Raw genomic sequence first — 25,710 nt, 5'->3', positions numbered from 1 at the left:
AGCTGCCATCAGCCCCGGCCCCCGCCGCCACCACCGGTGCCGCCGCCGCTGCGGCCACCGCCGCCACCGGTACCACCCGCGCCGCCCCGGCCGGTGCCGCCGCCGAAGCCGCCGGCCCCGCCGGTCAGGCCCGGGAAGCCGCCGCCGGGGAAGCCGTTGCCGGTGCCCGCCGTGGTCGCGGTGAGCTGCACCTTGTCACCGGCCTGGAGGCCGGAGACCACCTGCACGGTGGCATCGCCCTCGATGCCGACGGTGACGTCCACCCGCTCGGTGCTGCCGTCCTCGTGCACCAGGGTGGCCGTCCGGCTGCTGCCGGTGCCCTGGAGCGCCGCCGTGGGCACCGAGAGGGCGTTGTCGGCCTCGCCGGTGGTGACCGAGATGGTGGCGCTCAGGCCGGTGCGCAGCTTGCTGGTGTCACCGCTGATCTGGAGCAGCGCGCCGTACTGGACGGCGCCGGAGGAGCCGGCACTGCCGCCGCTCGTGGTGGGCAGCGAACTGACCGACAGCACCGTGGCGTTGAGCACGGTGTCGGACTGCGCGTTGAGCGTGACGGTGGCCGCCTCGCCCTTCTTGAGCTTGAGCGAGTCCAGCTCGGAGAAGGCGGCACTGACCTGCATGCCGCTCGGGTTGGTGAGCACGATGAAGCCGCTCGGCGTGCCGCTGGACGAGCTACTGCTCGAACTGCCGCTGCTCGACTTGGAGTTGCCACTGCCACTGGACGGAGTGCCGCCGGTGGAGCCCACCGTGTCGCCGACCTTGCCGGCGATCGAGGCCACCGTGCCGTCGGCCGAGGCGTACAGCGTCGTCCCGGTCAACGCCGTCTGGGCGTTGGCGAGTTGGGTCTTGGCACTGTCCACCTGCTGCTGGGCCTGGGCCACCTGGGCGTCGTCCACCTTGGTGGTGGTGACGGTGGTGGTCTGCGGGGTGGGGGTCTGCTGACCGCCACGGCCGCCGCTGCCACTGCCACCGCCGGAGCCGCCGCTACCGGTGCCCGGGAGCTGGCTGGTCGTGGTCGTGGTCACCCCGGCCTGGGCCTTGGTGAGGTTGGCGTCGGCGGTGTTGAGCGCCGACTGGGCGGCGGCCACCTGCTGCTGGGCCTCGGTGGTGTCGACGGTGGCGAGCACCTGGCCCTTCTTCACCGTGTCGCCCACCGCGACCTTGACCGAGGTCAACCTGCCGCCGGTGACGAAGTCCTGGCTGCTGTCGCTGGGCGAGGTGAGCGTGCCGGAGCCGGACACCGTGGCCAGCACGGTGCCCTTGGCCACCGTCGCGGTACGGGTCTGGGTCTTGCCGGCCGCCGAACTCGTGCCGCTGTCCAGGGTGGTGTACGCCAGCGCCGCCGCGGCCAGCAGGGCCACACCGAGCGCGGAGTTGACTAGGACGGCACCACGCCGTCGCGGGAACACCTTCATGGCGCCCTAGCCTGGCCCCGTGCTCTTGCCAACCCCTGGGGCCCGCCTGGGAGGACCCTGACCCCAGCGATCCGGACATTTGCCCTCAGACCGGGGTGGGCTCTCCCCGCCGTCTACCTCCCGCTGGGAAACCCTTGATCCGGCTCACAGGGAGTTCCCAGCACTTCCCGACCGCTTCTGAATGAGCACGAGCAGAGCGAGACCGCAGACCGCGGCCCCGGCCCCCGCCCATACCAGGTGGCGCTGGAAGCAGAGCCAGCCGAGCACCATCCCCGTCGGCGTCAGCACCGCGGCGCCCGCGTCCGCCCAACTGCGCCGCAGCACCGCCCGCACCGTCAGGGCGACACCCGCCACGATCACCGGCGCGAATCCGAGGATCATCATTGGTTCGAAATGGCGGTAATGGTCACCGCTGCGGCGGCCAGTCCGGTGAAGAGCGCCACGACAATGAAGATTGTGCGTGCCCGCTCCAGGCTTTCCGGCCTCCCGCCACTCCCCTTCTGCGCGCTGTAGCGGAAGTATGCGACTCCCGAGATGACAAGCGCAGCCCCCCAGAAGATCGCCGCTTCTTTGAAGCCGATTGCACTGGCCGGAGTGATGGTTCGATATGCCATTTCAGGTCCAATCTTTTCCATGAGTGTCACACGGTCCTGACAGGGCGACCGGGCGGGGGTGGAATGCAATTGCTCCACCCCCGCCACGGTGCCCCTACTGTATCAACCTGCTGGTTTTAGCCGGGCACCAAGGCATTCATCCAGCCCGGCAGCTGGACGGTCTTGCTGGTGGTGGCACCGAAGGAGAAGCCTTCACCCAGGCCGACACCGGCACCGAAATGCCCCCCGGATTGCGCGGGAGTTCCGCTGATGCAGCCACCGAGACCGGCATAGGCGCATGCGGACATACCGGCCGCTCCCTGCTTGTCGGGAGTAGCGGAGTCGATTCCCGCATTGAATCCGATACTGCCCGATCGCCTGACCATCCGCCAGAGCTCGCTGCCACCACTCGAATGGCTTTCCGAGCCCATCCAGGGGAGATTGAATCCGTAATTGAAGATGAGGTTGTTGTCCTGGTAAGTGACCCCACCGCAGGCCACGAGTCCACAGCCCGAGACCCCGAGGTACTCGTGCTGGCGCTCCCAGGTGTGCAGGCTCTTCCAGCCGTTCCAGAGCTTGGAGCCGATGATCTTCGCCGCCTTGACCTGGATGCTGTTGCCCAGGCCCCCACTGCTCTTCTTCTTCGGAGCGGCGGCCTTCTTCTGGCTGTTGAGGTAGTTGGTGTAGCTCTTGTGCTGGACTGCCTCCGTCTTGTGGTTCTCCTCGACGATCTGGTTGTAGTTGGTGCCCTGCGCGACCGGGACGGTGCCCATGCCGGTGCAGACGTACATGCCGTTGCGGCACTCCTCGAAGGCGAGGCCGGTCGGGTCGGTCAGGTTGACCGGGTCGTCGTTGCTGTAGGCGTAGCCGTTCCACTGCTGCGGGCTGTCGTCCACCAGCAGCGGGTCCGGGTTGACGAACCGCCCGGTCGAGGGGTCGTACTCGCGGGCACCGAGGTTGGTCAGGCCGGTGCCCGGGTCCTGGATACCGCCGACGAATCCCTTGTCGTCGGCCCAGCTGCCCGGCTGGGTGCCGCGCGGGCCACCGAACGGGTCGCTCGGGCGACGGGTCTCGGCCAGCGTGGTGGCGTCCAGCGCCAGCCCGTTGGTGCCGTGCGGGTCGGCGATCTCGAAGGTGAGTGCCGAGCCGGTGCGCACGGCGGTCAGGCCGTCCGGCAGCGAGTAGTACCGGGTGTCGCTCAGCACGCCACCCGCGTAGTTCAGCTCGTCCGTGCCCAGGAAGACCGTGGTCTTCCCCCCGGGGGAGTGCCGGACCAGCAGACCGCCCTCGGCGTTGTAGACGTAGCCGGTGGTGCCGGCCGCGTTGGCCAACGAGGCGAGCTTGCCCTCGGTGTCCCAGCTCAGCGTGGCGGTGCCCGCCGAGTTGGTGATCTTGGTGGTGTCACCGGCCGTGTCGTACTGGTACGAGCTGCTGCCGGGGTTGCCGGTGCCGGTGGCCGTGGTGCCCAGCAGGGCGTGCGGGCCGCCGGTGCCCTGGCCGTTGCCGGCCGACTGGTTGCTCTGGCCGGCCGCCGGGTAGCTCTCGCTCACCGTGACGTCCGCAGCGGTGTTGCCCGAAGGGTCGTGCTTGACCAGGCTGGTCCGATTGCCGGTCAGGTCGTAGCCGTAGCTCTGCCAGTACGCGGCCGGGCCGCCCACGGTGGTCTTCGCCGGAGCGACGGCACCGCCGGTCGGGCTGGTGTTCGCGCAGCCGCCGATGCCGGCGACGGAGGGCTGCGGCTGGGTGGTGACGGCGCCGGTGTCGCTCCACGCGGTGGTGAGGCGGCCCAGGTAGTCGTAGCCGAAGCACTGCAGGTCGGTCTGGGCCGGGTTGGCGTCCGGCACGTCCTTGACCGAGGTGACCCGGCCGGACGGGTTGTAGGTGTAGCTGGTCTGCTGGGTAGAACCGGTGGCCGCGGTCTGCTTGTCCACGTACTGCGACAGCGCGTGACCGGTGGCCTCGTCGTAGTTGATCGTCGAGACGATCTGGGTGCCCCACGGGTTGACCGTGGTCCGGGTGGCCCGGCCGTAGGCGTCGTACTCGGAGGAGATGTCGTAGGTCGTGGTGGCCGAACCGAAGGTCAGCATCGCACCGTTGACGTCGTACGAATAGTTCAGCGTCTCGGCGGGCTGGTCACCCACCGCCGTGGTGTTGGACGCCTTGAGCGTACCGCTGATGGTGTTGTAGACCGAGCGGGTGGTGTACGTCAGCGCAGTGCTCTGGCCGATCTCCTTGCCCGGGATGGTCTGGGTGGTGCCGGTGGAACGGTAGGCGTTGTCGTAGCCGTACACCGCCGAGGAGTAGGCGTCACCGGCCGCGCCGCCGACGTACCGGGTGGAGCCGGCCGGCTTGCCCTTGCCACCGGCGACGGTGTCGAACGCCCAACTGGCGAGCAGCTTCGTCGAGTCGGTGGTGGCGGTGCCCGCGTACAGCGCGGTCTTGCGGCCCAGCAGGTCGTAGACCCGGGTCGTGGTGGTGCCCCGGCCGTCGGTGCTGGTCACCAGGTGGCCGTCCGCGTCGAAGGTCTGCAGCGAGTTGCCCTCGTCCGGGTCGGAGGCGCTGGTCTGGCGGCCCTGGAGGTCGTACTGGTACGTCCAGGTGTTCTTGCCGGTGGAGTCCGTCCGGGATGCGACCAACCCGCCCGGGGTGTACGCCATCGTGGAAACGTCGGCATCGGCCGCGTTGCCGGTAGCGGTGGCGGTGCGGTACTGCCACCGCTGGGTGGTGTGCCCGCGCGCGTCGGTGACGGTACTGGTGGGAGTGGTGCCCGCCGCCGGGGTCACATCGGTGCGGTCCACCCCCGGGTAGGCGGTGGTGGCGCGCCACTGCTCCTGGCCCAGCGACAGGAAGACCTTGGCAGTGGCGCGGCCCTGGCCGTCGAAGACGGTCCGGGTCTGGCCGGGCACCTGGGCGTCCGTCGTGGTGTAGAGCGAAGTGGTCGGCGCCGTACCGTCGTTGTACCAGCTTGCGTTGGACTTGCTCTCGCGGCCCTGGGAGTCGTAGAAGGCGTCGGTGATCAGGCGGCCGTGGTACGAGGAGATCCCCGGGGTCGCCTGGGTCTGCCGGAGCCGGGCCAGACCGTCGTACAACTGCACGGTGACGTCGTGGTAGACGCTGTCCTGGCCGAGCGTCGAGGTGGTGACGGTGGACGGGCCGGTGGAGCCGTTGATCGCGTAGGCGAAGGTCTGGTTCGCCGGGCTGCTGGTCGCCTGACCGGGCAGCCAGACCGCGGTGAGGCGACCGAGTGCGTCGTAACTCTCACTCGTGACCTTGCCGTTGACATCGGTGCTGGTCAGCACCAGACCGCGCGCCACGTCCTGCGTGGTGCTGGAGGTCCAGTTGGCGGCGGTGCCCGGTGCCGAGGAGGTGACGGTCACCGTGGCGGGCAACTCACCGGCCGCGGCCGGAGTGTAGGCCGTCGTGGTGGTCGAGCCGGTCAGGTGCTGGGCGTCGGTCGCGTTCGGGTCGGTGGTGGAGGTGACCCGGCCGTAGGCGTCGTAGCCGGTGGTGGCGGTGGTGGTGTACTGCGCCGCTCCGCCGCCGTCGTAGTGGTCGAGCACCAGCGTCGAGGTGGCGTCGCCGACCGCCCCGGCCTGGCCGAAGGCCAGCCCGTCGTAGAGCGTCCGACTGCCGTTCACCGTGTTGGCCGTACCAGCCGTCGCGGTGCAGGCGTTGGCCCCCGACACCTGGACGCTCTCGCTCACCAGGCGCCGCAGCATCGGGTTGGTGCTGCTCGCGTACGTGGTGCGGGTACACAGCTCCGGCAGGCCGTCGGCGGTCTCGTCGACGGTGACCGGGCGGTTTCCGTTGGCGGCATCCGTCGTCGTGGTCTTCGCCTTAGACTGCCAGGTGCCGTCCGCCTTCAGCGACTTGGTGGTCGCCGTGATGGCGGTGGCCGAGTAGCGCGCGACCAGAGCCGGCAGGCCGGAGCCCCGGCTGTGGGTGGCGGTGGTGACCGGTGCGGTCAGCCGGTTGACGGTGTAGGCGCTCAGGGCGCCGCCGGCCTGGGTGTAGGTGTCGGATTCGAGCTCCTCGCCGGCCAGCCAGTCGTCGTCGGTGACGTTCTCGCCGAGCGAGTCGGCGACGGTGACGCTGCGGGTCGAGCCGTTGGCGAGCAGGTCGCCGTTCATGCCCTGGAGGTAGACCTTGCGGGCCTGGCCCTTCGGGCTGTCGTTGCCGTCACCGGTGGTGACGGTCACCGTGGCGAAGCCGCGGAACTGGTCCCAGGTACGGGTCTTGGTGTCGATCAGCGCCGAGTCGTTGCGGTGCCAGGCGGCCGGCCCGTAGGCGTAGGCGGTGATCTTCTGCGGGGAGCCGGCCACCGGGTCGTTCTCGGTGATGTCCTTGACCGAGTAGTGGTTGAACCAGTCGTCCACCGGGTCCGCGCCGGCCGCCGTGCCCGGTGGGTACCACTTCACGTTGAAGCAGGACGAGGTGTCGCTGTCCGCCGAGGCGGGCATCACGTTGTTCACCCGCGAGCAGGCGGGCAGGTTGTAGTCCACGTTGGTCTGGCCGCCGGTCTCGGTGGTGACCATCTGGATGCGCGGCCGGTTCAGCGCCGGCGGCGCCGGCACGAGGTTGGTGCCGTCCACGCGGTTGGGCAGCATCACCGGGGTGAAGCTGGTGGCCGGCAGGCTGATCGCGGTGCCGTCCTGGCCCGTGCGCTGGATGCTCGAGAGCCACATCGGCGGCTTGGTGCCGTCACCCGGGTCGGGGAAGGACTGGGTCAGCGCGTAGCTGTCCACGTTCTTGTAACTGCCCCCGGAGAGCACCTGGGTGGTGATCGAGGCCAGGCGGGCGTTGGACCAGAAGCTCGGGCTGTAGACCGTGCAGCTGCCGGTGGCGGCGCAGTTCTGGTCGTAGGGCACGTCGGGCCAGTGCGAGGCGTTCGCGCTGGAGATCGTCGCACCGGCGCAGGTGAACCCGCCCGATGTCGAACAGCGGCCCTCGGGAGCGGAGTTGAAGAGCACCTTGGCCGCCGGCTTGTTCGCACCCTTGGCCGCGACCTGGTCGCTCAGGCGCTGGCCGTAGCCGATCGAGACCAGCTCGCCGCCCCGGGAGTAGGCGGTGAGGGTGCCGGTGCCGTTGTTCTGACCGGCGCCGCGACTGTAGGAGTTGGCCTCGGCCGCGTAGTTGTACGTGGTCAGGTTGCCATGGGCGTCGACGACGTAGTCGAGGTTCCAGCGCCAGGCCATGTTGCACCAGGAGCCGGTGCCGGTGGCCGAGTTGTAGCAGGGCTGGCCGGCCTTCGGGGAGTAGACCGGCACGGACCAGGCGGAGTTGGTGGCCGGGTCGGTGTTGTCGCCGCCGGGAAGGTGGTTGAGGCCGAACCAGTAGGCGGTGCCGTCGTTGTCGGTGACCTTCGCATACTCACCGTTGTTGGCGCCGTTGGCGGCGCCGGTGAGGAATTCGACCTTGGTGCCGTCGTCGTTCTTCAAGTGCCAGGCACCGGAGGAGTCGTCCTTCACGAGTTCACCGGAGTGGCCGGGCAGGGAGATTGTCGCATTGTCACCTCCCCAGCAGCGGTCGGCGGAGCCGGTGATGCCGTTCTTGTCACAGTTCACATACGAACGTTCGATGAAACCCGGTTGGTAGTCCCAGCCGTCACCGATCCAGGACGCCTGCGCATTGCTGGCGGAGGTGCGGCCGTCCACCGAGGAGGAGTCGTAGTTCAGCGTCACACCCGGCTCTCTGCCGCCGAGGGCCGGCGGCAGGTCGAGCGGGTAGCTGTAGGTGAACGCGCCACTGGTGCTGCCGGAGGCCCAGGCGGAGGTCGGCGAGAGGCTGGTCGCGGTGTAGTCACCCGCGCCGCCCGCCGCACCGGCAGGTGCCGCAGCGGCGGCCGCCGCGAACAGCCGGGGCGCCACCCTGCCCGCCGCAGTGGGCGACGGGGTGGCGGTGGCCTTGGCGGACGTGGTGGCCGACCACTCGGCGGGCACCTGGTAGCGGGGCTTGACCGCCACCGGCTTCGGCGCGGTCTTGCCGCTCACCGACTTGGTCTTCGGGAGGGCCGTGTTCGGCGGGCTCCACACCTTGTGCGTACCGGCCGCGGCAGCCGAGGCCACCCCGCCGGAGAGCGTCGCGGCGACCACCGCGAGCACCCCGACGGCGGTGACGCCGGTCCGTCTCAGGCCGGGACGGGCGGGCGAATTACTCGCCCTTCCCCATATTTTTGCCATGATTTTGCTTAACCCCCTTCTGATTATCGATCTTGCTCGCAGAGCAAATCCAGCGAACTTTAGGGGGTGCATTCTTCGGATCGTCAACATGATCAAGGGCCAATTGCCCAGTGACGTATCCCACACTGCTGGCATACCGTCACCAGCGCGCGCAAACCGGACATTCCGCCGGTCGGATCTGTTGACTGGATGTCGATATTTAGCTCATCTTCATCTCTGATCTCTGTGCGAACAGCGCCAGTACTCCCCTTACCTGGGATATCCCGTGCAAAAACTGACGTCGAGTCATTTCTCGATCAATTCCCGTCGCAGACGAATGCGCCCGATGGCCGCAATCGCCGCACTGGGGCTGACCACGGGGCTGCTGGCCGCTGCCCCCGCCGCGTGGGCCGCGAGCCCCACCGACCCGAACGCCGCCATCGCGGCCGCCGACGCCGCCCACGCCAAGGACACCCCGCCCGCCCCCGGCTTCAAGCAGGCCGGCGAGGACGAGGGCTCCAAGGCACTCGCCCAGGCCAAGGCCACCGGCAAGGACGTCCCCGTCCCCTCGCTCACCACCGAGTTCAGCGAGACCGTCGCCACCCCCGCCGGGCACTTCAACCAGACCCAGCACCCCCTCCAGCAGCGCACCAGGAAGAACGGCGCCTGGCAGGACCTCGACGCCACCCTCGCCACCACCGCCGATGGCACCGTCACCCCCAAGACCGCCGCCTCCGGCCTGGCGCTCTCCGGCGGCGGCACCGGCCCCCTCGCCACCATGACCACCGCCGACGGCAAGCAACTCGCCATCAGCGCCCCGTTCGCCTCGCTCCCGGCCCCCACCCTCGACGGCACCACGGCGCTCTACCCGAACGTCGCCCCCGACACCGACCTGCGCGTCAGCGTCTCCAAGCAGGGCGGCTTCTCCACCGTCCTGATCGTCAAGACCCCGCAGGCCGCCGCCAACCCGGTCGTCAAGAACCTCAAGTTCGCCACCAAGACCAAGGGCGTCACCATCGCCGCCGACCAGGGCGGCAACCTCAAGGCCACCGACGCCAAGGGCCAGCCGGTCTTCTCCGCCCCCGCCCCGCTCATGTGGGACTCCTCGGCCGACGCTTCGAAGACCGCAGCCGCCCCGAAGACCGCCGCCCGCAGCCTCGCCGCCGCCCCCGCAGCAGCAGACCTGGATGCCGCCGCCCCGGCCGGCGCTGCCGCCCCGGTCCCCGGCAGGGCGAACGGCAAGGGCGCCGCGAGCACCCCCGACGGCCCGGGCACCGGCGCCAAGCTGGCCCAGATGCCGGTCAGCACGGCCGGCACCACCGTCGGCCTGACGGCCGACCAGTCGATCCTGACCGACTCCACCACCAAGTACCCGGTCTACATCGACCCCGCCTGGGTGCCTGCCACCATCGGCAAGCAGCAGTACACCTGGACGCAGCAGGCCTTCCCCAACACCAGCAACCTCAACAAGTCCTCCAGCGCCGACATCGACCACCCCGGCGTGGGCTACCAGGGCTGGAGCTCCCCTTACGGGATCGAGCGCGCGTACTACCAGTTCGACGTCTCGGGCTACAAGGGCGTCGTCGTCAACAGCGCCACCCTGCACGCCGAGGAGTACATGTCCTCGGACTGGTCCTGCACCAACAGCTACGGCGTCAACGCCTACCTGTCCGCCTCGTTCGACGGCAACACCACCTGGAACAACTCCCCGGCCCGGTACGACTCACTGGGCAGCAGGAACGTCCCTGGGGCAGGCCAGAACGGCTGCTACAACAACGTCGGCGTCGACTGGGACGCCACCACCGTGGTGAAGAACGGCCTCGGTGCCGGATGGAACGTCGCGGCCTTCACACTCCAGGGCGACGAGGGCAACAGGAACGCCTTCAAGCGCTTCGACTACAACGCCTCGCTCTCCATCCAGTACGACCGCGTGCCGAACGTGCCGACCAACCCGCACACCGGCCCGGTCTCCCCGCACACCGTCAACCCGGCCGGTTCGACGGACAGTTGCAACACCAACGACCTGAGCACCTGGGGCTGGCTGAACAGCGACACCGCGAGCCTCAACGTCAACGTCTCCAGCTCGGCCCAGAGCCAGCTGGCCGCCTGGGTGCACATCTGGGACTACGGGCAGAGCGGCACCCCCGAGGTCAGCTCCGGCACCACCGGTCTGGTCAACAGCGGCAGTGACGCCTCCTGGCAGCTGCCGGCCGGCTCCCTCAAGGACGGCCACTGGTACGGCTGGGGCGGCTTCGCCACCGACACCCTGCCGGGCGTCGGCTGGGCCCAGTTCAGCCCCGACTGCCACTTCCGGGTCGACCGCACCGCGCCGACGGTGACCTTCCCGAGCACCGTCACCGACCTGACCAAGCAGTTCCCGATGTCCGGCAACGGCCAGGTGCCACAGCTGTACGCGGGCCAGACCGGCCTGGTGCCGTTCACCGCCACCGACCCGAACCCCTCGGGCCTGCAGTCCTCCGGGCTGGCCTGCCTGCGCTGGAGCTTCGACCCGCAGCTCGCGGGCGCCCAGTGGCAGTGCGGCGGCGCCATCCCCTCCGCCGGCATCTCGGTCACCCCGGCCCGCTGGGGCACCAACGTGCTCTACGTCCAGGCCGAGGACAACGCGGGCAACCTCTCGCAGGTCTCCTCGTACTCCTTCTACGCGCCGTGGAACCCCAACGGCCCGGCCCCGGCCTTCGGCGACATGACGGGTGACAGCTCGCCCGACATCCTGGTCCGGCACCCGGACGGCGGTCTTTACACCCACAACGCCCCGGCCAGCACCCAGGCGGGCAGCGCCGCTGTCTCGCTCACCGCGCTGCCCGCCGACTCCCCCGGCGGCGATTCCTGGGCCAACTACCAGGTGACCCACCGCGGCAGCCTGCGCGGCTCCAAGAACGTCGACGACGTGCTCGCGCACAAGAACGGCGGAGCAGTGCTGACCGCCTACCTCAACCCGGGCAACAACGTGCCGACGGGCCGGATCAACACCAAGATCCCGATCCAGAAGCCCGCCTGCGCGGTCACCACGCTCAACCCGAGCTGCGCCGGCTACTTCGCCACCGACTGGTCCACCACCAAGCAGGTCCTCGCCATCGGCGACCCGGCGCACTCCGCCCTCGGCACCAACAAGGCGTACCAGGACCGCACCGGCCTGCTCAGCATCGAGGCCGTCGGCTCCACCGACGCCGCGCTCTGGTACTACCCGACCACCTCGGACACCACCCTGGGCCAGCCCGTCCGGCTGGCCTCCACCGGCTGGCTGGGTCGCGACCTGATCTCCCCCGGAGACTGGAACGCCAAGGGCCGCCCGGGCGTCTGGGCCCGCAGCGCGAACGGTGACGTCACCGCCTACAACCTGACGGTCGCCCAGGACTCGACCACCGACGAGTTCGGCACCGCCACGCCCCCCTGGAACACCGTCTCCGCGATCGACGCCGGCACGACGATCGGCAACGTGCCGGTCACCCCGTGGGCCGTGGTCGGCTCCGAGGGCGACCTGACCGGGGACGGCCTGGCCGACCTCTGGGCGCTCGACCCGGTCGGCAACACCCTGCAGATCTGGCCCGGCCACACCGCCACCGCCGGTGGCAAGGCCGTCACCGACCTGGCCGCCCCGTACCAGCTCGGCTCGACCAACCTGGCCGCCGACGAGTGGCGCCTGACCGGCGCGACCAACTCGGTCACCCCGGACGCCACCGGCCAGCACGCCGGCACCGTCAAGGGCGGCGTCACCTTCCCGTCCGACACCGTCGCGGGCCGCACCACCACCGTGGCCGCCCTCTCCGGCGGCGCGGCAGAGATCGACACCGCCGGCACCTCGCTGGACATCAGCAAGTCGTTCACCGTCTCGCTCTGGGCCAAGCCGACCGCGCTGGGCTCCCCGGTGGTCAGCCAGGACGGCACCAGCGCCAGCGGCTTCATGGTCTGGCCCGAGGGTTCGGACGGCACCTGGCGGTTCGGCATGGGCCGATCCGACGACAACGGCTGGAACTACGACCAGACCGACTACCGCAGCGCCGCCGCCAAGGCCCAGCCGAACGTCTGGACCAAACTGACCGCGAGCTACAACGCCACCACCAACCAGATGAACCTCTGGGTCAACGGCATCCTGGCCGGCTCCGGCTACCACACCACCCAGTCCGGCATCACCGGGCCGGTCGTGCTCGGTCGTTACAAGTACCAGGGCGCCGCGAACTCCTTCTACACCGGCAGCATCAGCGACCTGGCGGTCTACAACACCCCGACCGTGCCGGCTGGAGCGCCCAGCAAGATCACCAACGGGGTGGCCGCCAACCGCTGCCTCGACGACAGCCAGGGCGCCCTCACCGACGGCAACGCGGTCCAGATCTGGGACTGCAACGGCTCCGCGCCCCAGCAGTGGACGGCCATGCCCGACGGCTCCCTCCAGGTCCTCGGCCACTGCCTCGACGACCCGCAGGGCAACTCCGCCAGCGGCACCGTCACCCAGCTCTGGACCTGCAACGGCTCGGCCGCCCAGAAGTGGCTCCCCCGCGCCGACGGCTCCATCGTCAACTCCGCCACCGGCAAGTGCCTCGACATGCCCCAGGGCAACGTCACCAGCGGCACCCGCCCCCAGCTCTGGGACTGCAACGGCACCCCCGCCCAGCAGTGGACCTTCACCCCGATGAGCTGACCATGAGCTGACGTTCAGTTGCAGCGCCCCAGGGGCGCGAGGCTCTGTTTGCTTAACTGCGTGCGCTGCCAACCATGCACCCACGTGCACGCGCGGCAGCGACAGATCCCCGCGCCCCTTCGCGTTCCCGCTACCGTGAGTGGTGAGCCGTACCGCGACACCGGACGAGAAGGGCTCCCGCATGAGCACCTCCCCGCACCCCGACCCCATCGACTACGAGCAGGTCGACAGCCCGGAACGGGCGCTGAAGTACGCCATCCAGCACCTGGCCGGAGACCGCGCCGAGATCGTCGAGGGAGTCATCACCCCGATGTCACCGACCTGGGCCCACGAGAACGCCGCCGACTTGATCCGGGAGCAGATCGGGCCGCGAATGCGGGCTCTCGGTCTCCGGGCCGGCTCCGGCAACCTCGACCTGCCGGGCAGTGCGAACTACTACGTCCCCGACCTCGCCGTGGTGCCCGCCGACCTGGCCCGCACCGAGGGTGCCTTGGTCCCCGACCAGACCCTCCTGGTCGTCGAGGTGACCTCCCCCTCGAACGGCGACACCGACCGGGCGGTGAAGCGGCGGCGCTACGCCCAGTACGGCGCACCGCTCTACCTCCTGATCGACCGCCAGGAACAGACCTGCACGCTGTTCTCGCAGCCCGGCCGACTCGGTTACACCCGGGTCGAGGGCCCGCACCCCTTCGGCGTCACGATCCGGCTCCCCGAGCCCTTCGACCTCGACCTCGACACCACCGGGCTGTAGGCGGGGCCCACCGAAGAGCCCCGCCCCCGCCGCTACAGCGACTTGCGGAAGGCCTCCGCCGTCGCGAGGAAGATGTCGTTGCCGGCGACCTCGCCGATCGTCACCCGGACGCCCTCGCCCGGGAACGGGCGGACGACCACACCCGCCGCGCCACAGGCCGCCGCGAAGTCCATCGTCTGCTCGCCCAGCCGGAGCCAGACGAAGTTGGCCTGGGAGTCGGCGAGCTCCCAGCCCTGGCGGGCCAGCTCGGCGGCGACCCGGGTGCGCTCCTCGACCAGGGCCTCGACCCGGACCAGCAGGGCCTCCTCCGCGCGGAGCGAGGCGACGGCCGCGTCCTGGGCCAGCTGGCTCACGCCGAACGGGATGGCGGTCTTGCGCAGGGCGGTGGCCACCGGCTCGTGCCCGATCGCGAAGCCCACCCGCAGGCCGGCCAGGCCGTACGCCTTGGAGAAGGTGCGCAGCACGCAGACGTTCGGCCGGTCCCGGTAGAGCTCGATGCCGTCCGGCACCCGCTCGTCGCGGATGAACTCGCGGTACGCCTCGTCCAGCACGACCAGGATGTCGCCCGGGACGGCGTCCAGGAAGCGGACCAGCTCCTCGCGGTGGATGGCGACACCGGTCGGGTTGTTCGGGTTGCAGACGAAGATCAGCCGGGTCCGCTCGGTGATCGCGGCCAGCATCGCGTCCAGGTCGTGCGCCTCACCGGAGGTGAGCGGCACCGGCACCGGAGTGGCCCCGGAGACCTGGGTGATGATCGGGTACGCCTCGAAGGAGCGCCAGGCGAAGATCACCTCGTCGCCCGGGCCCGCCGTGGAGAGCACCAGCGACTGCGCCACGCTCACCGAGCCGGTGCCCAGCGCCACGTGCTCGGCGGGGACGCCGAACCGGCCGGCCAGCTCGGCCGTCAGCTCGGAGGCGGCCATGTCGGGGTAGCGGTTGATCGAACCGGCGGCGGCGACGGCCGCCTCCAGCACGCCGGGCAGCGGCTCATACGGGTTCTCGTTGGACGAGAGCTTGTACGAGTCCGCGCTGGCCGGCTTGCCCGGCTTGTAGGTCGGGATGCCGTCCAGGGTCGGCCGGAGCCGGGGGGCCTGCGCTGCCGTGCCACTCACGGTGCACTCCTTCGTCGTTCTTCTTCTCGTGCGCTCTGCGTACGCCCGGGGTCACCGGCGCACCGAGCACAAGCCTGGCACCCGTGACCACCCCGGTCGGGTGCCCCGAACGATACCGACCGCCCCTCACCCGTAGGAGTGAGATGCTCGCCCGGGCCACGGGTGCAGATCAGCCATTCTGCCGGGTTCCTATGGCACATGTCAGAGGTAAGAAGGCCGAAACGAAGCGGGTTTCCAAGGGCCTTCAGGCGACCGGCTCATGGAGAAACGGTTCTTCTCGGCCGAGTGACGCCCCGGTTACGGAGCGGCGTCATGCGCCATACGATCGGTCCGCCATGACAGCAGCAGCCAACCAGAGCGGTCGGCGACCCACCACCTCGCGGCGTCTGGAGCGGGCCGGCATCCGGGATGTGGCAGCAGCCGCCGGAGTGTCGATCACCACGGTCTCGGACGCCCTGAACGGCAAGGGACGCCTACCCGACGAGACCAGAAGCCGGGTGCGCGAAGTAGCGGAGCGCCTCGGCTACCGCCCGTCCGCCGCCGCGCGGACCCTGCGCACCGGTCGGTCCGGACTGATCGGACTGACCGTCACCACGTACGGCGAGGAGCCGTTCACCTTCACCGAGTTCGCCTACTTCGCCGAGATGGCGCGCGCCGCGACCAGTGCGGCGCTCAGCCGGGGCTACGCGCTGGTGGTGCTGCCCGCCTCGTCCCGGCACGACGTCTGGAGCAACATCGCCCTGGACGGCACCGTGGTGATCGACCCGCCCGACCAGGACCCGCTGGTCAGCGAGCTCTACCGGTCCGGCGTGCCGGTGGTCAGCGACGGCAAGCCGGGCAACTGCCCGGTCACCGCCTGGGTGGACAACGACCACGAGGCCGCCGTGCTCGGCATCCTCGACCACCTGAGCGAGGCCGGCGCCCGCCGGATCGGCCTGCTCACCGGCACCTCCACCGACACCTACACCCGGCTCTCCACCGACGCCTACCTCGGCTGGTGCGACCGGGTCGGCCAGGAGCCGGTCTACGAGACCTACCCCGCCCACGACCCGGCGGCCGGCGCGCTGGCCGCCGACCGGCTGCTGGCCCGCCCGGACCGACCGGACGCGGTCTACGGGCTGTTCGACCCCAACGGCACCGACCTGCTGGCCGCCGCCCGCCGGTACGGCCTGCGGGTGCCGGACGACCTGCTGCTGGTCTGCTGCAGCGAGTCCGACGTGTACGCCACCACCGAGCCGCCGATCACCACCCTCTCGCTCAAGCCGCGGCGGATCGGCACCACCGTCGTCAACCTGCTGATCGACGCCATCGAGGGAGTCGACTCCGGCACCGGGGTGACCGTGCCCGACACCCACCCGGGGGGCCGGCTCTTCCCGCCGCGCTACCGGACGGCCGGTCACGGCCCGCCGCCCGGCACCCTGATGCCCACCGAGCTGATCGTCCGGGCCTCCTCCCAGCCGCGCAGCCCCCGAACCACCGTCAGCCCGCCCCGCCCTCCCGGCGAGGTCTAGACCATAGATGGATCGTGCCGAGAGCGTCCCCGGGCCGTACCAGGTCCGGACAGACCGGGTGATTCCACCCCTCGGCACCGCGGCCGGGAGACTCTCCCGGCGATTGGATACCGACCAGGTGAGGACGCCGGGAGAGTGGTCTTCCTATGATGGGCGAATGACTCCCGAGGACCGCTTCCCCGGGCCTGAACTGCCCGACTCAGGCCCCCGCCACCAGCCGGACCTCGACGTGCTCCCGTACGGCTCGTACTACGAACCCCCCGAGCCCGACCAGGGCTACGGCTACAGCACCACCAGCGGCTACGGCGGTGCCCGCTTCCTGGAGGCGCACTGGCCGGCCGCCAGCCACCCGCACGCCCCCGTCGCCCAGGCCCCCGAAGGCTTCCCGGTCGCCCAGCCGCCCGAGGGCTTCCCCGCCGAGCCGAGCGCCGAGGACCCGCCGACCATCGAGCTCGGCCCGCCGCTCGGCGAGTTCGGCGCGCCGGTCGAGGAGATGAACTTCCCGTACCCGCAGCCCGAGCCCGGCGAGGCCCCCGGCCCGCTCTACGTGGTCGGCGACGTGCACGGCTACCTCGACGAGCTGCTCGCCGCGCTGCACCAGCAGGGCCTGATCGACGACGAGGGCCACTGGTCTGCCGGGCGCTCCCGGATCTGGTTCCTCGGCGACTTCACCGACCGCGGCCCGGACGGCATCGGGGTGATCGACCTGGTCATGCAGCTGGCCGCCGAGGCCGCCGCCGCCGGCGGCTACTGCCGCGCGCTGATGGGCAATCACGAACTGCTCTTCCTGGGCGCCGCCAAGTACGGCGACGAGCCCGTCCAGTCCACCGCCGGCACCGCCTCCTTCCTGGCCGCCTGGCGGCTCAACGGCGGCCAGCAGCAGGACCTGGAGCGGCTGCAGACCCACCACATCAGCTGGCTCTCCCGGCTCCCCGCCCTCGCCCTGGAGGACGGCCACCTGTTGGTGCACTCCGACACCACCGCCTACCTCGAGTACGGCGAGTCGATCACCGAGGTCAACGACGCCGTCCACCACCTGCTCACCGAGGAGGGCGCCGACGAGTGGTGGGACTGCTTCCGCCGCTTCACCAAGCGGTTCGCCTTCCGCGGCGAGGCCGGCCCGCAGGCCGTGCACGAGCTGCTCGGCGCCTACGGCGGCCACCGCGTGGTGCACGGCCACAGCCCGATCCCGTACCTCACCGGCTCCACCCACCTGGACGACGGCACCCCGCCGCACGTGCCCGGGCCGTACATCTACGCGGACGAGCTGGCCATCGCGATGGACGGCGGCGTCACCATGGAGGGCCGCCTGCTGGTCGCCCGCCTGCCGCTGAACTGACGGACCGTCCGTCAGCCGTCCGCCGGCCTTGCGGCGGTGCTGCTGACGGACCGTTTGCCCGGCCGGCCATCCGGACAGACGATCGGACGGGTCGTCACTTCGGGTCGCCGACCAGCTCCTGACCGTGCTGACAACCGCTGACCGTACTGAAAATCCGGAAAGCGACTGTCTCCGGGTCGGCACCCGCCCCTACCATCTACACACCCGCACGCCGGGTCCCGGGCCGCCCCCACCGCCCGGCCCGACCGTGCCACCGTCCAATCCACCTCCGTGACCAAGCGGAACGGGGTACCCATGACCGACACCCCGCACCTGCCCGCCGAGGACCGCCCGGACTACGAGCGAGCCCTCGACGAAGCACTGCGTGACCCTGCCATCCTCGACGCTCTCCGGCAGCCCGGCCCCCACCTCAACGCCGAGCAGCTGCACACCAAGGCACTGCTCGCCGCCGAGGAGATCGCCGCCTCCGCCGCCGTGCAGCACCGGCACTACGCCGCCCTGCGGGACGGCCTGAGACAGCCCGACGGCCCCGACGGCCCCGACGGCCCGCCGCAGCACGGCCACGCCCACGCCCCGCACGGCGGGCTCTCCGGGCGGCTCCGGTCCGCGAAGGGCGCGGGGGTCTTCCCGGTGCTCACCGCGCTCACCCCGGTGCTGGCCTGGGCCGCGGCGGCCGTACTGCTCCTGCTCGGCTACCTGCTGCGCTCGGTGAGCCCGGAGTTCACCCTCGGGCAGGCCCTGGTGACGGCCGGCTGGGTGCTGCTCGCGGTGGGGGCCGTGGCGCTGCTGGTCGGGATCGTCGGCCTGCTGCTCACCGCCCTGCGGGACGGCGCCGCCAGCCCGGACGGCCAGGACCCGCAGCTGCGCGAGGACCTGGCCCAGGCCCGGCTGGCCTGGCTACGGGCCCTCCGCGAGGAGGCCCTGCGCCCCTACCTGCTCGCCAACCTCGCCTCCGAACCGGCCCTCTCCACCCGCCCCAACGGTCACCCCCGCCCACCCGAGCACCTCAGCCCCGGCTACACCAGCCCCGGCTTCAGCAGCCCGGCCCCCACCGTCCCCACCACCGCCCCGGACTTCACCAGCCCCGGCTACACCTCCCCGGACTTCACCGGCCCCGACGAGGTCTGACCCCCGGGGCCCACCACCGCCGATCAGCACGAAGCCGCCCCGGGAACAGCCCGGAGCGGCACCGTACGCGTGCGAGGAGCTCGGCTCAGCCGGCCTGACCCACCGTCGGCTCGGCCGGAGCGGCGTCCTGCACCGGCACGGTCGGCCGCGCGAACGCCTGCTGACCGGCCCGGGCGGCCTGCTGCTGGGCGGTCCGCTTCGCCGCGAGCCCGCGGCAGAAGTTGACGATCATCACCACCGGCAGGATGAACGCCTTGAAGAAGATGATGTAGCTGCCGCCCTGGAAGACGAACCCGAGGTACACCCCGTACCCGACGAAGCCGACGCCCGCCACCGCGTTGAAGATCCGCCACCCCGTGCTCAGCGCACCCGTGTTGGCGGCGGCGATGGCCAGCATCGCGACGCCACTGACGAACAGCAGCAGCACGTACCAGGAGAAGAGCGGCTCGGCGCTGAAGTCCAGGTTCACGGGATTCCCCCACATAAAGATCAGATAAGCATTCGCTTCGGAGAGTGCGCACGCTACTGGATCCCCCGGACACCGGCCGCCCCATTTCCACCCCGCGCCTCACCCGTCGACCACCCGCGCTCGTCCGAAACCGGGACAACCCACCCGGACCAAAGCGGACATACCCACCCACCCAAGCGTTAGCCAACCGTAGCCGGGCCCGCTCCGCCGGCTACCCGTCATACCTGAGAGCTACCCGGCGGGAGCGCTCTCCAGCGGGACGCGGACCACCGGCGGCCGTCCCTACCTTCGGTACCGGAAACCCGATCTCCGGCCCGGAAGGACCTCCCCGCCATGGCGCCCCGCCTCCGCCCCACCGCAGGCCCCGCCCCCGTCACCGCCCCCGTCACCGCCCCCGCCCACATCACCGCTCCCGCCACCGCCGCCCCCGGGCCCGCCGCCGCCCGTGTGCCCGCGCCGGGCCGGGGTGGCCGGCTCCGGCGGGCCGGGTACGGCGTGCTCGTCGCCGCCGCCGTGGTGCTGCCGACCACCGGGGCGGCCCGCGGCGCCGAGGTCCCCGCCCCGGCGCCCACCGTGGCCGCCGGGCTGCCGACGGCCACACCGGGGGCGCTGGCCGCGCGGTACACGGGCAGCCGGGCCGACATCGCGGCGGCCGAGCGGGCCGCGGCGGACCACGGCGACCACGAGCGGGCCGCCGCGCTGCACGCGATGGCCGACCCGGCCCGGCAGTTCCTCTCCTTCGACGGCCGCTCGGGCGGACGCTCGGTGGAGGTCTTCGGCGAACTGGCCGGCGCCGAGCGGGTGGCCGTGCTGGTCCCCGGCGCGGACACCTCCTTCGAGCACGGCGACCGGCTCCGGGCCGGCGCCCTCGCGCTCCGGCAGCGGCTCGGCCCGCACGCCGCCGTCCTCGCCTGGCTCGGCTACCGCACCCCGGCCACCGTGAGCCCCGAAGCCGTCACCTCCACCCGCGCCGAGCAGGCCGCACCACGACTGCGCGAGTTCACCGCCGCCCTGCACCGCGCCCTGCCCGGCGCCCGCCTCGCCGTGCTCTGCCACTCCTACGGCACGGTGGTCTGCGCCCACGCCGCCGCCGGCCTGCCCGCCACCGATCTGGTGTTGTACGGCAGCCCCGGGGTCGGCTACCCCGACGCGGCCGCCCTGCACACCACGGCCACCGTCTGGGCCGGCCGGGCCGGCGGCGACTGGATCGCCGACCTGCCGCACCTCAGCCTCCGACTCCCTTTCACCACCCTCGGGTTCGGCACCGACCCGGTCTCCCCGCAGTTCGGCGCCCACCCCTTCCCGGCCGGCCAGGGCGGCCACAGTGACTACCTCCGCCCCGGCTCCGCCGCCCTGGAGAGCCTCGCCCGCATCGTCGAGGGCCGCATCGTCGAGGGCCGCACACCCATGGGTGAGGTGAACACCCGTGCCTGAGACCACAGTTCGCCCCCGCACCGGCCGCCTCCGCACCGCCGCGCACCGGATCGACGCCGCCACCGCCCCCGAACGCGACCGCGCGCTCGACGCCCTGCGCGCCCTCGCCATCCTCGGCGTGGTGCTCGGCCACTGGCTGGTCACCGCCCTGGTCGTCGACACCGGTACCCTCCAGGTCGCCAGCCCGCTGCACTACCTGCCCGAACTGGCGCCCGTCTCCTGGGCGTTCCAGACCCTCGCGGTCTTCTTCCTGGTCGGCGGCCTGGTCGCCGCCCGCAGTCTGCGCACCGCCCGCACCCGCGGCACCCCGTACCGGCACTGGCTCACCGCCCGGCTGGCCCGGCTGTTCCGGCCGGTGGCCGTGCTGCTCACCGTCTGGGCGGTGGCCGGCGCCGCCCTGCTGGCCGGCGGGGTGAGCCCGGAGACCGTGCACACCCTGGTCAAACTAGCCGTCTCCCCGCTCTGGTTCCTGCTGGTCTTCGCCGCCCTGACCGCCGCCACCCCGCTGCTCGCCCGGCTCCACCCGGCCTGGCCGCTCGCCCTGGTGACCCTGGTCGACCTGGCCCGCTTCCAGCTCGGCGCCCCCGAACAGCTGGGCTACCTCAACGAGTTGGCCGGCTGGTCGGTCCCGTACTGCCTCGGCGCGGCCTGGGCCGGCGGCCGCGGCCGCCAAGCCGCCCACCCAGGCGACCGCCGGGCCGACCGCCGGACCGACCGCCGGACGGCCTGGGCCCTGCTGCTCGGCGGCGCCGCCGCGACCGCCGCGCTGATCCGCTGGGGCGGCTACCCGGCCGCGATGGTCGGGGTGCCCGGCGCCGCCGTCTCCAACCTCGGTCCGCTCACCCTGGCCGCCGTCACCTTCGGCCTGGCCCAGTGCGGCGCGGCCCTGCTGCTGCTCGGCCCGCTGCGCCGGGCGATGCGGCGGCCGGCCGCCTGGGCCGCGGTGGCCCTGGTCAACCTCTTCGCGATGACGGTCTTCCTCTGGCACCAGACCGCCATGATGGCCGTCTCCGCCCTCGGCCTGCTGACCGACGGCACGGCGGCCGACGGCCCGCTGCCCGGCCTGCACACCCTCCCGGACGGCCCCGGCTGGATCCTCACCCGCCTGCTCTGGCTGCCCCTCTTCGCCCTCGCCCTGCTCGCCTGCTGGGCCGCCTTCCACACCCACGAACGCCCCTCCCCGACAAGGAAATCCGACCCTGCGCCCCACCCGGAGGCCGTAAAGTGGATCTTGACGAACGGGGGGATCCGATGAGCCGGCCGACCACGACGCCGAGCGCCTTCCCGCGCCGACTGCGCGAGGACTTCGGCCTGGCCGCACTGCGCGACCGACGGCCCGTCCGCCGGCTCGGCGGCGACTGGTTCGCCTCGATCCTGGTGCTGGCCCTGGTGGTCGCGGTGCTGTCCACGGCCGTCAGCGCCGACCTGTTCATGTTCCGGTACGGCCTGCCCAAGCCGTTCGGCTTCCTGCTCGCCGCCGCGCAGTCGGCGGCCCTGGTGCTGGTGCTGTTCCGGCCGGTGCCGGCCTGGTGGCTGGCCACCCTCAGCACGCTCGCCACGGTGCCCTTCATCCGCGCCGTCGGCCCGGGTGCTCCCGAAGTGCCGTGGAACCTCATCGAGTTGCCCCTGCTGACGCTGCTGTTCTTCTTCTTCGCCCAGCTCGTCCCGGTCCGCACGGCCGTGGTCGGCCTGCTGATCCATCTGCTGCCCACCCTGGTCTTCGTGATCCGGTTCCAGAGCCAGTCCAACTCCCTCCTCGCCCTCACCGTGGCCACCGCCCTCGGCGCGGCGCTGCGCGGGCGCCACCTGGCCCGGCGCGATCTGGTCGCCCAGGAGGAGCTGACCGTCCAGGAGAAGGCCCGCCGCACCCTGCTGGAGGAGCGCACCCGGATCGCCCGCGAGCTGCACGACGTGGTGGCCCACCACATGTCGGTGATCTCGGTGCAGGCCCAGGTGGCCGTCCACCTGGCCGAGAACCCCTCCGAGGAGCTCAAGGAGAACCTGGCCGGCATCCGGGCCAACGCGGTCGACGCACTGATCGAACTCCGGCGCGTACTCGGCGTGTTGCGCTCCGAGGAGAGCGCCCTGGACGCCAACCGGCACGCCCCGCAGCCCACCCTCGACCGGCTCGACGACCTGCTCGGCACCGTCCGCTCGACGGGCCTCACCGTCACCACCGCGACCACCGGCGAGCCCCGCCTGCTGCCCCCGGGGGTCGACCTCTCGGCGTACCGGATCGTGCAGGAGGCACTCAGCAACGCGATGCGGCACGCCCCGGGCGCCGAGGTCCGGGTCGAACTCGCCTACCGCACCACCGAACTCACCCTCACCGTCACCAACTCCCGCCCGCACCGGCCGACTCCACCGGGCAATGGCACCGGCCACGGCCTGCTCGGCATGCGCGAACGCGTCGCCATGCTCGGCGGCCGGATCGCCACCGGCCCCACTCCGGAGGGCGGTTACGCCGTCACCGCCCTCCTGCCCACCGCCGCCAAGACCAGCAAGGACACCCCGTGACCGACATCCGCGTCCTGATCGCCGACGACCAGGTGATGATCCGCCAGGGCTTCGCCGTCCTGCTGGGCGCGGAGCCCGGCATCCAGGTGGTCGGCCAGGCCGTGGACGGCCTCGACGCCGTCGCCAAGACGGCCGAACTCGCCCCGGACGTGGTGCTGATGGACATCCGGATGCCCGAACTCGGCGGCATCGAGGCCACCCGCCGGATCACCGGGGCAGCGGATTCGCCGGTCCGGGTGCTCATCCTGACCACCTTCGACCTGGACGAGTACGTTTACGAGGCACTCCGTGCGGGCGCCTCCGGCTTCCTGCTCAAGGACGCCTCCGCCGACGAACTCGCCCACGCCGTCCGCGTGGTGGCCGCCGGCGAGGCCCTGCTCGCCCCGAGCGTCACCCGCCGGCTGATCACCGAGTTCTCCCGCACCAGCCCGACCCCGCGCGCCCCGCTCAAGTCCCGGCTCGGCGACCTCACCGAGCGCGAGACCGAAGTCCTGAGCCTGATCGCCCAGGGGCTCTCCAACGCCGAGATCGCCGGCACCCTCCTGGTCGCCGAGCAGACCGTGAAGACCCACGTCAGCCGGATCCTGCCCAAGCTCGGCCTCCGCGACCGCACCCAGGCCGCCGTCTTCGCCTACGAATCCGGCCTGATCCGCCCCACCGGCTACTGAACTCGACCACCCTGACCGGCGGGCGGCTTCAGAGCCAGCCCCTCTGCGCGGCCTTGATCCCCGCCTCGAACCGGCTGCTCGCCCCGAGCCGCTCCATGATGGAGGACATGTGGCGGCTCACCGTCCGGCTGGAGATCCCCAGCCGCTGCCCCGCCCCCTCGTCGGTCAGCCCGGTCCCGAGCAGGCGCAGCAGCTCGCGCTCGGTGTCGCTGAGCCCGGTCGCCGGGTCCTCGGTGCGGACGGCGCCGTGCGGCACGGCGATGCTCCACGCCTGCTCGAAGAGGTCCACCAGGGCCGCGACGATGCCGGGTTCGGTCACGTGCAGGGCGCCCTTGCGGGTGTCCGCCGGGTCGATCGGCACCAGCGCCTGGGCCCGGTCGACGATCACCAGCCGCTGGGGCAGCACGGGCGCGGTGCGCACCTCGCCGCCGACGCTGATCAGCCAGTGCGCGTAGGTCGTGGCGGTCGGGTCGTTGCGGGTGCTCTCCTGGTACAGCGACCTGATCGCGACCCCGCGGGCCAGGGCGGCCGCGTTGGACTGCCGCCCCGCCTCCAGGTCCTCGGCCCGCCGCTGCGAGCCGGGGTGCACGCCCAGCACCTCCTTGGTCGCCGCCCGGCCGAGCAGCTCCAAGCGGGTCTGGATGGCGTCCATGCCCAGCAGCCGCTCGCCGTGCGTGGGGCGGTTGTCGGCCCGGTCGGCCACCAGCCGGGTGACGGCGGCGCGCGAGGCCGCCAGCTGGGCCTGACGGGCGGCCAGCTCGGCCTCCTCCCGCGCCAGCATGTCGGCCAGACCGATCTCGGGGGTGACGGCCCGCAGCTGACCCGGGTGCTCACTGGAGGCCCGCACCAGCATGAGGCGCCCCAGCTCGTCCAGGCAGGACCGGACTTGGTCGTCCGTCAGCTCGCAGTGCGCGGCCAGCAGCTCGATGCCGTCCCCTGGCCGGTCGAGCAGAGCCTGGTAGACCAGGCCGGCCGCCGCCGTCATCCCGAGCGTCTCCAGCATCATGCGTGTCCCCCCACTGAGCTGCGCATCCCCCTGCCGGGCCCATGCTCGCAGGCTGCACACACCTCTTTCAAGGTCTCCCCATGCGGCCTTCGTCGCAGCTCAGGGCTTATGACCACTCGCCCCGTTCTGTCCGTGATCCGGGGCTCTTGCTTGGATCTGCGCACCGGGGGAACGGCTGGAACGGGATCAAATCCGACACGTCGTGCACATGACACCGTGGCGGGATCCAGACAGGCGATTTGGCGCCGACCGGAAGTCCTTCCGTGCCCGGCGCGGCAGGACGAAGCTGGTGACCGCCGGAAGGGAACAGCCCGAAGGCAGACGGAAGAGGCACCGCCGCGGGATGCCGAAGCCGACGACAGGACCACTCCTCAGCCCTCCGGAAAGGACCACCACCATGATCCGCACCCGTATCGCCCAGGCCGCCGCGGTCGCCGCCCTCGCCCTCGGCGCCGTCACCCTGCTCCCCGCCGCAGCCGCGACCGCCAGTGCCGCCACCGCCACCACTGCCCAGGCCGCCGCCCCGCAGTCCGCGCCCACCACCGTCGTCACGGCCGGCGACCTCACCTGGGGCTGACCCCGGATGGACCTGGTCTACGCCAGCCTGGACCGCCGCCCGGCCGTAGCCGCGCCGGACCCGGCCACCGAGGCTGCCGAGGCCGTCCAGGCCCTCCTGGCCCACAGCACCCTCGCCGACGGCCTCGAACACGCCACCGCCCTCCCCTCCCCGAGCCGGCTCGACCTCCTGCTCTACCTGCTCACCCCGGGCGCTGAGTCGCTCCGGCCCGAGGGCTCCGGCGGCCGGGACAATCAGGCCGCCGCCCACCGCGCCACCCACCTGCTCGCCCGCTGCCACGCGGCCTCGCCGCTCCTGCGGCACCGCTACCTCCCCCCGGTGCCCTTCCCCGACCACCGAGCACCGCCGGGTCTCGACTCCAGCCCTGAGTAAGTGGCA

The 25,710-nt window shown here is 71.7% G+C and carries 18 protein-coding genes; 11 read left to right on the top strand and 7 right to left on the bottom strand.

Annotation, left to right across the window (positions count from 1 at the left end; translation table 11 throughout):
* Positions 1 to 8: 8 nt before the first annotated feature.
* The 4 genes from CFP65_RS39805 to CFP65_RS19740 form a co-directional block, all read right to left on the bottom strand.
* Positions 9 to 1,412 (bottom strand): efflux RND transporter periplasmic adaptor subunit, encoded by a 1,404-nt coding sequence (locus CFP65_RS39805; RefSeq protein ID WP_104817412.1) that lies wholly within the window; start codon positions 1,410 to 1,412, stop codon positions 9 to 11.
* A gap of 144 nt (positions 1,413 to 1,556) precedes the next feature.
* Positions 1,557 to 1,793, bottom strand: a complete 237-nt coding sequence (locus CFP65_RS19750) for a hypothetical protein (RefSeq protein ID WP_158702262.1) — start codon at positions 1,791 to 1,793, stop codon at positions 1,557 to 1,559.
* Positions 1,793 to 2,104: a hypothetical protein gene (locus CFP65_RS19745; protein WP_158702261.1), complete on the bottom strand. Its 312-nt coding sequence runs from the start codon at positions 2,102 to 2,104 to the stop codon at positions 1,793 to 1,795. The genes CFP65_RS19750 and CFP65_RS19745 overlap by 1 nt, the downstream gene beginning before the upstream one ends.
* A gap of 38 nt (positions 2,105 to 2,142) precedes the next feature.
* On the bottom strand, positions 2,143 to 8,097 hold the full coding sequence (locus CFP65_RS19740; protein WP_158702260.1) for an RHS repeat-associated core domain-containing protein: 5,955 nt from the start codon (positions 8,095 to 8,097) through the stop codon (positions 2,143 to 2,145).
* 412 nt (positions 8,098 to 8,509) lie between these two features.
* Between CFP65_RS19740 and CFP65_RS19735 the strand changes: the two genes are divergently transcribed.
* Together CFP65_RS19735 and CFP65_RS19730 are read left to right on the top strand one after the other, a co-directional pair.
* Complete coding sequence (locus CFP65_RS19735; RefSeq protein ID WP_104817408.1) at positions 8,510 to 12,820, top strand: ricin-type beta-trefoil lectin domain protein; 4,311 nt, start codon at positions 8,510 to 8,512, stop codon at positions 12,818 to 12,820.
* Between the two features lie 181 nt (positions 12,821 to 13,001).
* A complete protein-coding gene (locus tag CFP65_RS19730) occupies positions 13,002 to 13,571 on the top strand; it encodes a Uma2 family endonuclease (protein ID WP_104817407.1) in 570 nt (189 codons plus the stop codon).
* A gap of 32 nt (positions 13,572 to 13,603) precedes the next feature.
* Here the strand turns inward: CFP65_RS19730 and hisC are convergent, their stop codons facing one another.
* Positions 13,604 to 14,683, bottom strand: a complete 1,080-nt coding sequence (hisC, locus tag CFP65_RS19725; RefSeq protein WP_104817406.1) for a histidinol-phosphate transaminase — start codon at positions 14,681 to 14,683, stop codon at positions 13,604 to 13,606.
* A gap of 335 nt (positions 14,684 to 15,018) precedes the next feature.
* Between hisC and CFP65_RS19720 the strand changes: the two genes are divergently transcribed.
* From CFP65_RS19720 to CFP65_RS19710, 3 genes are all read left to right on the top strand, one after another.
* Entirely contained in the window at positions 15,019 to 16,194 is a 1,176-nt protein-coding gene (locus tag CFP65_RS19720) for a LacI family DNA-binding transcriptional regulator (protein WP_104817405.1), read from the top strand.
* Between the two features lie 157 nt (positions 16,195 to 16,351).
* Positions 16,352 to 17,533: a metallophosphoesterase gene (locus CFP65_RS19715; protein WP_104817404.1), complete on the top strand. Its 1,182-nt coding sequence runs from the start codon at positions 16,352 to 16,354 to the stop codon at positions 17,531 to 17,533.
* A 294-nt stretch (positions 17,534 to 17,827) separates the two neighbouring features.
* Positions 17,828 to 18,661: a hypothetical protein gene (locus tag CFP65_RS19710; RefSeq protein ID WP_104817403.1), complete on the top strand. Its 834-nt coding sequence runs from the start codon at positions 17,828 to 17,830 to the stop codon at positions 18,659 to 18,661.
* A gap of 85 nt (positions 18,662 to 18,746) precedes the next feature.
* Here CFP65_RS19710 and CFP65_RS19705 read toward each other — a convergent pair whose 3' ends face one another.
* Positions 18,747 to 19,130, bottom strand: a complete 384-nt coding sequence (locus CFP65_RS19705) for a hypothetical protein (protein ID WP_174805553.1) — start codon at positions 19,128 to 19,130, stop codon at positions 18,747 to 18,749.
* A 447-nt stretch (positions 19,131 to 19,577) separates the two neighbouring features.
* On the opposite strand from CFP65_RS19705, the gene CFP65_RS19700 reads away from it, so the two are divergent.
* The 4 genes from CFP65_RS19700 to CFP65_RS19685 are packed head-to-tail and all read left to right on the top strand — an operon-like array spanning position 19,578 to position 23,749.
* Positions 19,578 to 20,564, top strand: a complete 987-nt coding sequence (locus CFP65_RS19700; protein WP_371682539.1) for an alpha/beta hydrolase — start codon at positions 19,578 to 19,580, stop codon at positions 20,562 to 20,564.
* Positions 20,557 to 21,819, top strand: coding sequence for an acyltransferase (locus CFP65_RS19695; RefSeq protein ID WP_104817401.1), 1,263 nt, complete (start codon positions 20,557 to 20,559; stop codon positions 21,817 to 21,819). Before CFP65_RS19700 ends, CFP65_RS19695 begins: the two co-directional genes overlap by 8 nt.
* Positions 21,816 to 23,081 carry a sensor histidine kinase gene (locus CFP65_RS19690; protein ID WP_104817400.1) on the top strand — a complete coding sequence of 422 codons (1,266 nt, stop codon included), beginning with the start codon at positions 21,816 to 21,818 and terminating at the stop codon, positions 23,079 to 23,081. The genes CFP65_RS19695 and CFP65_RS19690 overlap by 4 nt, the downstream gene beginning before the upstream one ends.
* On the top strand, positions 23,078 to 23,749 hold the full coding sequence (locus tag CFP65_RS19685) for a response regulator transcription factor (RefSeq protein ID WP_104817399.1): 672 nt from the start codon (positions 23,078 to 23,080) through the stop codon (positions 23,747 to 23,749). The genes CFP65_RS19690 and CFP65_RS19685 overlap by 4 nt, the downstream gene beginning before the upstream one ends.
* Positions 23,750 to 23,777: 28 nt before the next feature.
* On the opposite strand, the gene CFP65_RS19680 is transcribed toward CFP65_RS19685, so the two are convergent.
* Complete coding sequence (locus CFP65_RS19680; protein ID WP_254552472.1) at positions 23,778 to 24,755, bottom strand: LuxR C-terminal-related transcriptional regulator; 978 nt, start codon at positions 24,753 to 24,755, stop codon at positions 23,778 to 23,780.
* A gap of 397 nt (positions 24,756 to 25,152) precedes the next feature.
* Here CFP65_RS19680 and CFP65_RS19675 point away from each other — a divergent pair, with 397 nt between their 5' ends.
* Complete coding sequence (locus CFP65_RS19675; protein WP_104817398.1) at positions 25,153 to 25,332, top strand: hypothetical protein; 180 nt, start codon at positions 25,153 to 25,155, stop codon at positions 25,330 to 25,332.
* Positions 25,333 to 25,338: 6 nt separating this feature from the next.
* A complete protein-coding gene (locus CFP65_RS19670; protein WP_104817397.1) occupies positions 25,339 to 25,704 on the top strand; it encodes a hypothetical protein in 366 nt (121 codons plus the stop codon).
* Positions 25,705 to 25,710 lie beyond the last annotated feature (6 nt).

This window comes from Kitasatospora sp. MMS16-BH015 (genome assembly GCF_002943525.1).
Classification (GTDB): domain Bacteria; phylum Actinomycetota; class Actinomycetes; order Streptomycetales; family Streptomycetaceae; genus Kitasatospora.
Note: the sequence above shows the minus strand (reverse complement) of the source record. Positions and strands in the feature narration are given on the sequence as shown.

What these genes read in the sequence shown, in the direction of transcription:
- CFP65_RS19690 (WP_104817400.1), top strand. Translation starts at nt 21,816, where the DNA reads ATGAGCCGGCCGACCACGACGCCGAGCGCCTTCCCGCGCCGACTGCGC.
- CFP65_RS19675 (WP_104817398.1), top strand. Translation starts at nt 25,153, where the DNA reads ATGATCCGCACCCGTATCGCCCAGGCCGCCGCGGTCGCCGCCCTCGCC.
- CFP65_RS19680 (WP_254552472.1), bottom strand. Translation starts at nt 24,755, where the DNA reads ATGATGCTGGAGACGCTCGGGATGACGGCGGCGGCCGGCCTGGTCTAC.
- CFP65_RS19750 (WP_158702262.1), bottom strand. Translation starts at nt 1,793, where the DNA reads ATGATCCTCGGATTCGCGCCGGTGATCGTGGCGGGTGTCGCCCTGACG.
- CFP65_RS39805 (WP_104817412.1), bottom strand. Translation starts at nt 1,412, where the DNA reads ATGAAGGTGTTCCCGCGACGGCGTGGTGCCGTCCTAGTCAACTCCGCG.
- CFP65_RS19720 (WP_104817405.1), top strand. Translation starts at nt 15,019, where the DNA reads ATGACAGCAGCAGCCAACCAGAGCGGTCGGCGACCCACCACCTCGCGG.
- CFP65_RS19730 (WP_104817407.1), top strand. Translation starts at nt 13,002, where the DNA reads ATGAGCACCTCCCCGCACCCCGACCCCATCGACTACGAGCAGGTCGAC.
- CFP65_RS19715 (WP_104817404.1), top strand. Translation starts at nt 16,352, where the DNA reads ATGACTCCCGAGGACCGCTTCCCCGGGCCTGAACTGCCCGACTCAGGC.
- CFP65_RS19710 (WP_104817403.1), top strand. Translation starts at nt 17,828, where the DNA reads ATGACCGACACCCCGCACCTGCCCGCCGAGGACCGCCCGGACTACGAG.
- CFP65_RS19735 (WP_104817408.1), top strand. Translation starts at nt 8,510, where the DNA reads ATGGCCGCAATCGCCGCACTGGGGCTGACCACGGGGCTGCTGGCCGCT.
- CFP65_RS19670 (WP_104817397.1), top strand. Translation starts at nt 25,339, where the DNA reads ATGGACCTGGTCTACGCCAGCCTGGACCGCCGCCCGGCCGTAGCCGCG.